Source organism: Oleiphilus sp. HI0066 (genome assembly GCF_001635725.1).
Map to the genome: position 1 here is coordinate 1 of NZ_LWFH01000972.1, position 340 is coordinate 340.

Consider the following 340-nt stretch of genomic DNA (forward strand, 5'->3'; position numbering starts at 1 on the left):
ACCGTTGTCGATCATTGCTGGTACGAAAGTCATACCGTTTGAAGAAGACTGACCTAGCGTGATGTCAAAAGTAAGACCATCAGTACCTGCTACGTCTATAACACCTTCTACACCGTTTGTTGCTGCATCAAAACAACCAGTACCTGAACGCGCACCACCTGCAGCTAGCGTACAAGTTACCGCATCAGCTGAAGGGTCGATTTGACCAAGGTTCATTTGCGTATTTTCAGTCAACTGAAGTGGCTCAACGATTTGAAGTAGAGCCTGGAAAGTATCAGCGTGAGCCATACCTGCGCCAAGACCTGAAACTAGAGTTGTTGCGATTGCTGCTTTTTTGAAT

The 340-nt window shown here is 46.2% G+C and carries 1 protein-coding gene; it reads right to left on the minus strand.

Features of this window, described 5'->3' with window-relative positions:
* A partial coding sequence (locus tag A3738_RS11025; protein WP_156504211.1) for a DUF4402 domain-containing protein occupies positions 1 to 340 on the minus strand: 340 nt, incomplete at both ends.